Below are 8,231 nucleotides of genomic sequence, written 5' to 3'. Positions count from 1 at the left end.
GCGGTGCTCTCCGCCGCCCTCGGTGCCGCGGGCATCACCCCCACCTCGGTGCCGGCTCCCGGCGCGGCGGCGCCGGTGCGGCGGACGTGGTGGCAGCGGCTGAGGGCATGGCGCGATCGGACCTCGCCACCCGCTGGCACCCGCCCGCGCCCGCGGCACGGACCGGGCGGACTCCTGCGCCTGTGCCTGCTCGCCGCGGTCGTCGCAGGCGCCGCGACGGCGCTCGCCCTGCGTGGGTCGGAGCTGGTGACGGGAGTCCAGGACCATTTCACCCGGCCCGCCGCGGTGGCGCTGTCCACCGCGCAGATCACCTCCATCGCCGCCGATCCGGGACACCCGTCCAGCTTTCTGATCGACAAGTTCTCCAATACCTGGTGGGCCACGTCGACGCCGAACCAGCGGACCGGCGACCTCGGCGTTCAGTTCGACCGGCCGGTGGACCTCCTGGACCTGGTCATCACGCCCGGCGCTGGCGTGGGGTCGGACGAGTTCGCCTCGACGGGCCGCCCCGAGCGGATCGACCTGACCCTCCGTGACACCAGCGGTGACACCCACCACACGACGATCAGGTGCGCCGACGCCGCGGGCCCGCAGACCTTCACGGTGCGCGGCCGGCACGTCAGCTTCCTCATGCTCACCGTTGTTTCCGCCTACCATCCACAGCCCTCGGACGGGCAGGTGGCCATCGCCGAACTGGAACTCTTCGCCCGACGTCACCCATCGGGTTGAGCGCGACACGCACCCCGGCCGCGGGTCCGCCCCGGGCGCCCGGGGCCGCCCGTTGAAGACCATCCCAGCCTGCCTTCGCCCGGGTGGGGTGTAGGAAGCAGTCACGAGAAAGGTGCTGCCATGCACGCGAAGGAACAACCAGCCCAAGGCGTGGCCGGTCGACGACGCGCGCCGAACCCGCCGGGACAGGCAGCCGTGGTGGTGCGGCCGGCGCTCGGGACCACGTCCGCGCCGGCGCCCGTCCGACCCCGGCCGCCACCGGAATCTCCGTGCAGCTCATGGTTCGCGGTCGTCGGGCGCAGCGATCCCGCGATCAACGCCCCTTCCCACGCCTACCTGTGGACCAACGGCAAGATGACCGATCTGGGCACTCTCGGTGGAACCTTCTCCCAGGCGAGTGCGGTCAACGACCACGGCCTGGTCATCGGCACCTCGTTGACCGCGGCCGGAACCACCGACGGGTTCGCCTGGGCGGGGGGCCATATCAGCGCCCTCGCCGTCGATGGCGCGACCGCCCGGCCGATCGGCGTCAACGAACGCGACCAGGTCATCCTGACGACCGGCGCCGCGGCGCAGCCCGGCCAGCCCGCCACGACCCTGGGCTGGCTGTGGCGTGCCGGGCAGCGCACCGCGCTGGGCACCCTCGGCGGCCAGAGTGCGACACCGACCGACATCGACAACGTCGGCGCGGTCTTTGGAGCGTCCGACCTCGCCTCCGGCGACACCCACGCCGCGCTGTGGCTCCCGCGGCTGTAGGGGTGCGCGCGGACCGTCAGGTCGAAACGCACCCCGGATGTCCGGCGGCGGTGGAGGAGTTCCCGCCGCCGGGAGGACCCGGGCGGCCCCCGGCCCCCACCTTCGGCCCGCCGGTCGACGAGCGGGTACGGGCCGCCTGCCGGCGCGCCGGTACCCGCTTCCACGCCGCCGGCGAGCATCCCGGGTTCATGTTCGAGCGGCTCGCCACCACTCGCACCGCCCTGTCCCAGCGCGTCGACCGCATCATCGGGCGGGAAATCGTCGACTGCCGCGGTGTTGCGGGCCGGGAGATGCTCGTCGACCTGATGGGCATGGGCCGGCAACCTGAACAGATCAACACCAAATCCACTATGTTCCAGGCCGTGTCGATCCAGTACGAGCAGGCCCTCGCAGCGACCGCCGACGTGCTCGGCCTGCGCTTCGACGAGATCCGCCCTTCGATCGACACCGTCACCACGCCCCACGAGGTCGAACTGCCCGCCGCCACCCTCCCGGCGGGCAGCGTCGTCGGGCAGCTCCTCGTGCGGGTCACCGTCGAGGGCGCCCCGCCGGGCATGGTCACCGCCGCCATCTTCGGCGCCTACCAGTGGCCGCCAGACTGATCGCCTCCCCCGGGAGGCGCATGACCACACGAACCACACGAACCACACGAACCGCATGAACCGCACCGATGGCGCGGCCCCGCTCACCGCCGGGACGCGTCCGCGATGACCCGAAGGAGAGGCCGATGCCGCTTACCGAGAACTCGTGGCATGAGGAACGACTGCTGATCGACGGCAAGCTCGTCCACGCCGAGGGCGGCGCCACCTACGACAACATCAACCCGGCCGACGAGTCCGTCATCGGTGTCGCCGCGGACGCGTCGAAGGCGGACATCCAGCGGGCGATCACCGCCGCGCGCCGGGCGTTCGACGAGACCGAGTGGGCCCATGACGTGGACCTGCGGGTCCGCTGCCTGCGCCAGCTGCACAAGGCGCTGGTCGAGCACCGGGACGCCCTCGGTGACATCACCGTCGCCGAGGTGGGCGCCCCCCGGATGCTGCTGGACGGTCCGCAGCTCGGCGCCCCGATCGAATTCGTGTCCTACTACGCGGACCTCGCCGAGAAGTACGCGTGGAGCGAGCAGCTCGGTGTCGCCCCCACGATGGCGGGGCCCGCCAGCCGGTGGGTCGAGCGCGAGCCCGTCGGCGTCGTCGCCGCGATCACCCCCTGGAACTACCCGAACCAGATCAACATCGCCAAGGTCGCCCCGGCGCTCGCGGCGGGCTGCACCGTCGTGCTCAAGCCCGCCCCCGACACCCCGTGGACGGCGCTGGCCCTCGGCCGCCTCGTCGCCGAGCACACCGACATCCCGGCCGGTGTCTTCAACGTCGTGACGTCCTCGGACAAGAGCATCGGCGAGGTCCTCACCAACAGCCCGGACGTCGACATGGTGAGCTTCACCGGCTCTACCACGGTCGGTCGGCGAATCATGGTGGCCGGCGCCGAAACCATCAAGCGGGTGTTCCTCGAGCTCGGCGGCAAGTCCGCCCACATCGTCCTCGACGACGTCGAGGACATCGGCGCCGCGTCCATCCCCGCCGTGTTCGGGGTCTGCACCCACGGCGGCCAGGGCTGCGCCACGAGCACCCGGCTGCTCCTCCCGCGGTCGCGCTACGAGGAGGGCGTCGAAGCGGCGGCCGCGATGCTGGCCACCGCGACGTACGGCGATCCCGAGGACCCGGCCAACATGACCGGCCCGATCGTGAGCAGACTCCAGCTCGAACGGATCGACTCGCTCGTGCGCAAGGGCATCGAGGAAGGCGCCCGCGTCGTCGTCGGCGGCGCCATCGCGACCCAGTTCCCGAAGGGCTACTACTACCAGCCCACGCTGCTCGCCGACGTCGACAACTCGATGACCGTCGCTCAGGAAGAGATCTTCGGGCCGGTTCTCGTCGCCATCCCCTACGAGGACGACAACGACGCCATCCGCATCGCCAACGAGTCGATCTACGGCCTGTCCGGCGGCGTCGCGGGCACCGACCGCGACCGGGCGCTGCGGGTCGCCCGGCGCATCCGCACCGGCACGATCTCGGTCAACGGCGGCCTGTGGTACGGCGCCGATGTTCCCTTCGGCGGCTACAAGCAGTCCGGCATCGGCCGGGAGATGGGAGTCGCCGGCTTCGAGGAGTACCTCGAGCAGAAGGCGCTGGCCGAACCCGCGCCGCCCGCCGCTGGCTGAGCGCGCCGCGCCGGTCGCCGCGGCACGTCATGGTCGGCGTCCCCCCTGGGGGGACGCCGACCATGACGTGAATCTCGGCCGGCGCGCGCCGGTTCGCGCCCGCACCCCGACTTATTTATGTAAGATTCTCTTACGTTAACGAGCGGGAGTGGCCGCGTCACCGGGAGCAGCCATGGTTGCCGCAGTGGTCAGGAGCACGGGAGCCGCCGCCTCAGGCAGGGAGCCATGATCGAGATCGAGTCAACGCCGCGGCGAAGGCCGCGCGGACGACCCCGCGATCCGAACATCGAACGCGTGGTGCTCGACACGACCCGTCAGCTCCTTGGCGAGTCCGGCTTCGCGGGCACCACGGTGCAGGAGATCGCCCGGCGCTCCGGCATGAACGTGCCCGCGATCTACCGCCGCTGGCCCACCCGCCTGGCCCTCATCGAGGAAGCCGCGTTCTCGGCCCTCACCCACACCGCCCTCGAACCCACCGGTGACCTACGCGTCGACCTGCACCGGCTCCTGGGCCTGTTCGAGGGCGGCCTCGGCACGCCCGCGGCCCGCGCGGCCATCCCCGGCCTCATGGCCGCCTACCAGCGCGAGGCTCCGCCCCAGGCGCAGTGGCTGCAGTTCTCCCTGCGGCCGCACTTCTACGCCATCGTGGCGGCCGCCGGCGTCGACCCCGGCTTCGACGTCGACGAGATCTTCGACGTGATGCACGGCATCATCCTCGGGCGGATCTTCGTACCCCTCGCCGCCGCCGACCACCATCCCCTGGACAACGTCGTCGAGATGCTCATCCGCATCCTCGCGCCGGGGACGGCCCGGTAGCGGCGACCCGGGTCACCCCACCGGGCGACCGGCCGAACTGTCAGGGCTCGCCCCAGAACCCACTGGGTCGCGACCGCGGGCGGCTCAGGCGCCGTCGGTCGACGGCTGGTGCGGCTCACTCCTCGCCTCGTCGACGACGACCGAACGGGCGAGGACGCGCAGCCAGGAGGTCACCCGTTCGTCGGCGTCCGTGCTCGGGTCGACGCCGGCCGCGGTCAGGCCGATCGACCGGAACAGACGCCAGCCGAGCGCGGCCACCTCGAGGAAGGCGGCCAGCACCCGGGCGTCCTCGGCCGGGATCTCCCGGCCGTGCTGGACCGCCTCCCGTTCGATGATCGACACCACCTGGCCAAGCGCCGGCGATGGCCCGAAGGTGTCGGCCGACAGGCCGCCTTCGAGTGCCGCCCAGCCCATCATGCGGCCGATGCTGGTGTCCGTGATGGTCATGAAGATGTCGATCACGTCGGCGAGCTGGCTTCTTCCCCGCCGGTCACACCCTGATCTACGAGGAGGACAGCGAGGTGCTGGAGCTGAACCCGGCCGCCGCCCTGCACTCACTCATGAATCACATCGAGTCCACAATGGCCGCCGGCTGGGGTAATTCCGCCTGACCCAGGTCAGCCAGGGAACCTCGCGCCTGCGAGCCGAGGACGGGTGCGAGGTTCCCTCGCCGCCGCCGGCGGGGGTGTGTTCGGATCAGGGCCGACGGGAGGGAACGCGGCGGCCGAGGGTCTCGCGGATGGTACGGGTGAGCGTGGCGGCGGTGAAGGGTTTGTCGAGGAAGGCCACCGCAGCTTCCTCGATCCGTTCGTCGAGAATGCCATGGGTATGTGCTGAAGTGAAGACGACGGGCAGGCGTGGAATGATCCCGGTGAGCCGGTCGGCCACCTGACGTCCGTTCATGCCGGGCATGATGACGTCGGTGACGAGCAGATCGATGGTGGGATGGCGGCGTGTCAGGTCGATCGCCTCCTGACCGTTCGCGGCGACGAGCGTGCGGTAACCGGCGGCGGTGAGGATGCGTTCCGTCAGTTCGCGAACCGCCGGATCATCCTCGACCAGCAGAATGGTCTCGTCGCCGCCGGCGGGGCGTTCGGCGCTCGGATCGGCCTGCCGCTGGTCGGCGACCGCGGCGACCGCGGCGAGGTAGACGCGGAACGTGCTGCCGGCGCCCGGCGCCGAGTCGACGGTGATGTGCCCGCCGGCCTGGCGGATGATGCCGTAGGCGGTCGACAGGCCCAGGCCGGTGCCCTTGTTGTCCTTGGTGGTGAAGAACGGTTCGAAGGCCCGCGCCTGGACCTGCGGTGGCATGCCATGACCGGTGTCGGTGACGCTCAGCACCACGTGGCCACCCGGTGAGAGGCCGAGCCGAGCGGCGTCGGCGGAATCAATGATGACGTGATCGGTGGCGATGGTCAGCCAGCCACCGTCGGGCATCGCGTCCCGGCCGTTCACGGCCAGGTTGACGATCACCTGCTCGAGCTGCCCGTGATCGGCCCACACTGTGGCCGGCGTGGCGTCGGCGTGGACCATCAGGTGCACGTCCTCGCGGATCAGGCGACGCAGCATCTCCTCGATGCCGCCGACGAGCTCGTTGAGATCGACCGCCCGCGGTTTCGCCGTCTGGTGGCGAGAGAAGGCGAGTAGCTGGCGGGTCAGCCCGGCGGCCCGGTCCGCGGCGCTGCGGATCGCGCTGAGATCGGCCCGCGCCGGCCCGTCGGCCTGGGTCAGCAGCATCTCGGCGTAGCCGTCGATCACGGTCAGCAGGTTGTTGAAATCGTGGGCGACACCGCCGGCGAGCTGACCGACCGCGTCGAGCCGCTGTGCCTGCCGCAGCTGGGCTTCGGCGATCTTCTGGTCGGTGACGTCGGCGACCATGGCCAGGACCCCCTCGGCCTCGCCGATCGCGCCGGCCCGCGCCGTCAGGGCGACCTGGGCCGACACCGGACGTCCGCCGGCGTGGCACAGCCCGACCTCGACGCGGTGCGTCCCGTCGCGGCGGACGCGGGCCAACCCATCGATAATCTTCGAACGGTCCTCGGCGACGACCAGGTCCACGAGATCGACCGTGAGCAGCTCCGGGCCGCCGCGCCCGACGAGGTCAGCCAGTTGCGCGTTGGCGTACCCGATCCGACCTTCCTGGTCGAGCAGGGCCACGCCCTCGCTGGTGGTGTCGACGATGCCGCGGTAGCGCTCCTCGCTCTCCCGCAACGTCTGCTCCGCCGCCTGGCGGAGCTTGAGGTCCTCGAACACCGCGGCCCCGCGCACCAGCGCGGGGAAGCGGCTTCGCAGCGTCCAGTACCAGACGGCGGCCGTCGCCGTGAGGATGTCCCAGGCCGTCGTACGGGGATCGTTGAACGCCAGGCGCATCGGGTTGCCCTCGGCGCGGTCGGGATCCGGGCCGCCGCCGGCCTCCCCGCCACCCATGTCCATGCCGGGCATGGCGCCATCACCGGACATGTGATGACCCGTGAGGGTGTGCATCGCGTGGTCCGGCAGTAACAGGTGCACGGTGTGCCAGCCGTGGTGGACGCCGCAGGTGAAGAAGATCGCCGTGGTGGCGAGCCCCAGCCGGTTCTTGCGCCACTGCCCCGACCGCCACAGCGCCCGCCCGATGGCAATGGAGATCGCCATGTAGGCGGCCATGATCACGGCGTTCGCCACGGCGCTGACCTGCCACCACGTCATGTCCCCTCCCCCACAAGGTCTTTCGTCGACGCTGGTCGATCACACCGCCTCGGTACTCCCGGCGTTGAGCCCGTTGCAAGGCCGTGCTCCGCGAGCCAGGGTTGATCATCATGGCACGCCCCGCGAGGCCCGACGATGGGAACCAGCGACGTGACAGCGACTGGACATCGACCAGGCAACACCCCACGACCGCGTCCCGCGCCTGCCACCGCAGGCGGCGCCCCCGCGGCTACCGCATCTCGCGCGGCGACGTGCGGTCCTGATTCCAGTCCAGTGACCAGCCGTAGCGCTCGGCGGCGTCAGCCTGGGTACCCGCCAGGAAGTCGTTCTCCCGTCGGATGATCAAATCGTCACCCACCACGTGGAACGACGAGACGACGCAGATCCGGGCGTCCGGGGGTGCGTCGCCGAGGCGCAGGGTGAGGTGTTCGCCGGTCTGCGCGGCGACGGTGAGGACCGATCGGAGCAGCGACCATTCCGGGGCGGCGCGCCGGCCGTAAGCGAACACGAAGAAGCGCTTGAACGTCGCGAGGGCCCCCAGGTGGACGAACATCGTCTCGCCCTCCCGCTCGTCCCGAGCGCCGAGCCGCAACACCTGGCGGGGGGCTCCCTGGCCAGGGGCGCTGAGGGCGCCGGGGACGTTGCCGAGGACCTGGATGACACCGGCCGCCCCGTCGCTGGCCTGCCAGAGGCAGCCGAGATGGAGGTCGGTCGGGCGGGGCAGGCCCGTGCGGGTCGTCAGCGGTGACCATCGAAGGGTCACGGTCAGGGCACCGGAGCCGCGCTTCTCGGCGGTCCAGACGGTGGCCGGATGATCGTCGTCGAGCGTGCCGACGTGCTCCGCGCGCTGGCGGTGGCGGGAGGACCGTTCGCCGACCTCGACGGGGCTCGATGACCGGTGGCGAGGCGCGTGGGCGGCCGTCGCGGGAGCAGCGGCGGCCGGGGTCGTCACCGACGGTCCACCGAGGTCAAGCGGCGAACGCCCGGCGACGGGGAGAGGTGTGGGCGGCGGGAGCGGGGG

7 protein-coding genes and 1 pseudogene are annotated in these 8,231 nt (G+C 71.4%); 5 read left to right on the top strand and 3 right to left on the bottom strand.

The window, feature by feature from the left end:
* The 5 genes from MXD58_RS14490 to MXD58_RS14470 all read left to right on the top strand — a co-directional run.
* On the top strand, positions 1-729 hold a 729-nt coding region (locus tag MXD58_RS14490; RefSeq protein WP_250609407.1), incomplete at its 5' end, for an NADase-type glycan-binding domain-containing protein.
* Positions 730-849: 120 nt separating this feature from the next.
* Positions 850-1,485 carry a hypothetical protein gene (locus tag MXD58_RS14485; protein ID WP_248840415.1) on the top strand — a complete coding sequence of 212 codons (636 nt, stop codon included), beginning with the start codon at positions 850-852 and terminating at the stop codon, positions 1,483-1,485.
* A 50-nt stretch (positions 1,486-1,535) separates the two neighbouring features.
* On the top strand, positions 1,536-2,087 hold the full coding sequence (locus MXD58_RS14480; RefSeq protein ID WP_248840417.1) for a hypothetical protein: 552 nt from the start codon (positions 1,536-1,538) through the stop codon (positions 2,085-2,087).
* 125 nt (positions 2,088-2,212) lie between these two features.
* On the top strand, positions 2,213-3,706 hold the full coding sequence (locus MXD58_RS14475; protein WP_248840418.1) for an aldehyde dehydrogenase family protein: 1,494 nt from the start codon (positions 2,213-2,215) through the stop codon (positions 3,704-3,706).
* Positions 3,707-3,931: 225 nt separating this feature from the next.
* Positions 3,932-4,522 (top strand): TetR/AcrR family transcriptional regulator, encoded by a 591-nt coding sequence (locus tag MXD58_RS14470; RefSeq protein ID WP_250609406.1) that lies wholly within the window; start codon positions 3,932-3,934, stop codon positions 4,520-4,522.
* Positions 4,523-4,606: 84 nt separating this feature from the next.
* Here MXD58_RS14470 and MXD58_RS14465 read toward each other — a convergent pair whose 3' ends face one another.
* The 3 genes and pseudogenes from MXD58_RS14465 to MXD58_RS14455 form a co-directional block, all read right to left on the bottom strand.
* Positions 4,607-4,969 (bottom strand): hypothetical protein, encoded by a 363-nt coding sequence (locus MXD58_RS14465; RefSeq protein WP_248840420.1) that lies wholly within the window; start codon positions 4,967-4,969, stop codon positions 4,607-4,609.
* 249 nt (positions 4,970-5,218) lie between these two features.
* The gene (locus MXD58_RS14460) at positions 5,219-7,210 is read right to left on the bottom strand and encodes a hybrid sensor histidine kinase/response regulator (RefSeq protein WP_248840421.1); all 1,992 of its coding nucleotides are present in this window, start codon (positions 7,208-7,210) and stop codon (positions 5,219-5,221) included.
* A 229-nt stretch (positions 7,211-7,439) separates the two neighbouring features.
* A pseudogene (locus MXD58_RS14455) lies at positions 7,440-8,231 on the bottom strand (TerD family protein); the annotation flags it as partial.

It is taken from the genome of Frankia sp. AgKG'84/4 (assembly GCF_023242965.2).
Lineage (GTDB): Bacteria > Actinomycetota > Actinomycetes > Frankiales > Frankiaceae > Frankia.
This window is presented reverse-complemented; position numbering and strand designations above follow the sequence as displayed.

Coding starts and splice junctions, on each gene's coding strand:
- MXD58_RS14485 (WP_248840415.1), top strand. CDS start 850: ATGCACGCGAAGGAACAACCAGCCCAAGGCGTGGCCGGTCGACGACGC.
- MXD58_RS14475 (WP_248840418.1), top strand. CDS start 2,213: ATGCCGCTTACCGAGAACTCGTGGCATGAGGAACGACTGCTGATCGAC.
- MXD58_RS14470 (WP_250609406.1), top strand. CDS start 3,932: ATGATCGAGATCGAGTCAACGCCGCGGCGAAGGCCGCGCGGACGACCC.
- MXD58_RS14465 (WP_248840420.1), bottom strand. CDS start 4,969: ATGACCATCACGGACACCAGCATCGGCCGCATGATGGGCTGGGCGGCA.
- MXD58_RS14460 (WP_248840421.1), bottom strand. CDS start 7,210: ATGACGTGGTGGCAGGTCAGCGCCGTGGCGAACGCCGTGATCATGGCC.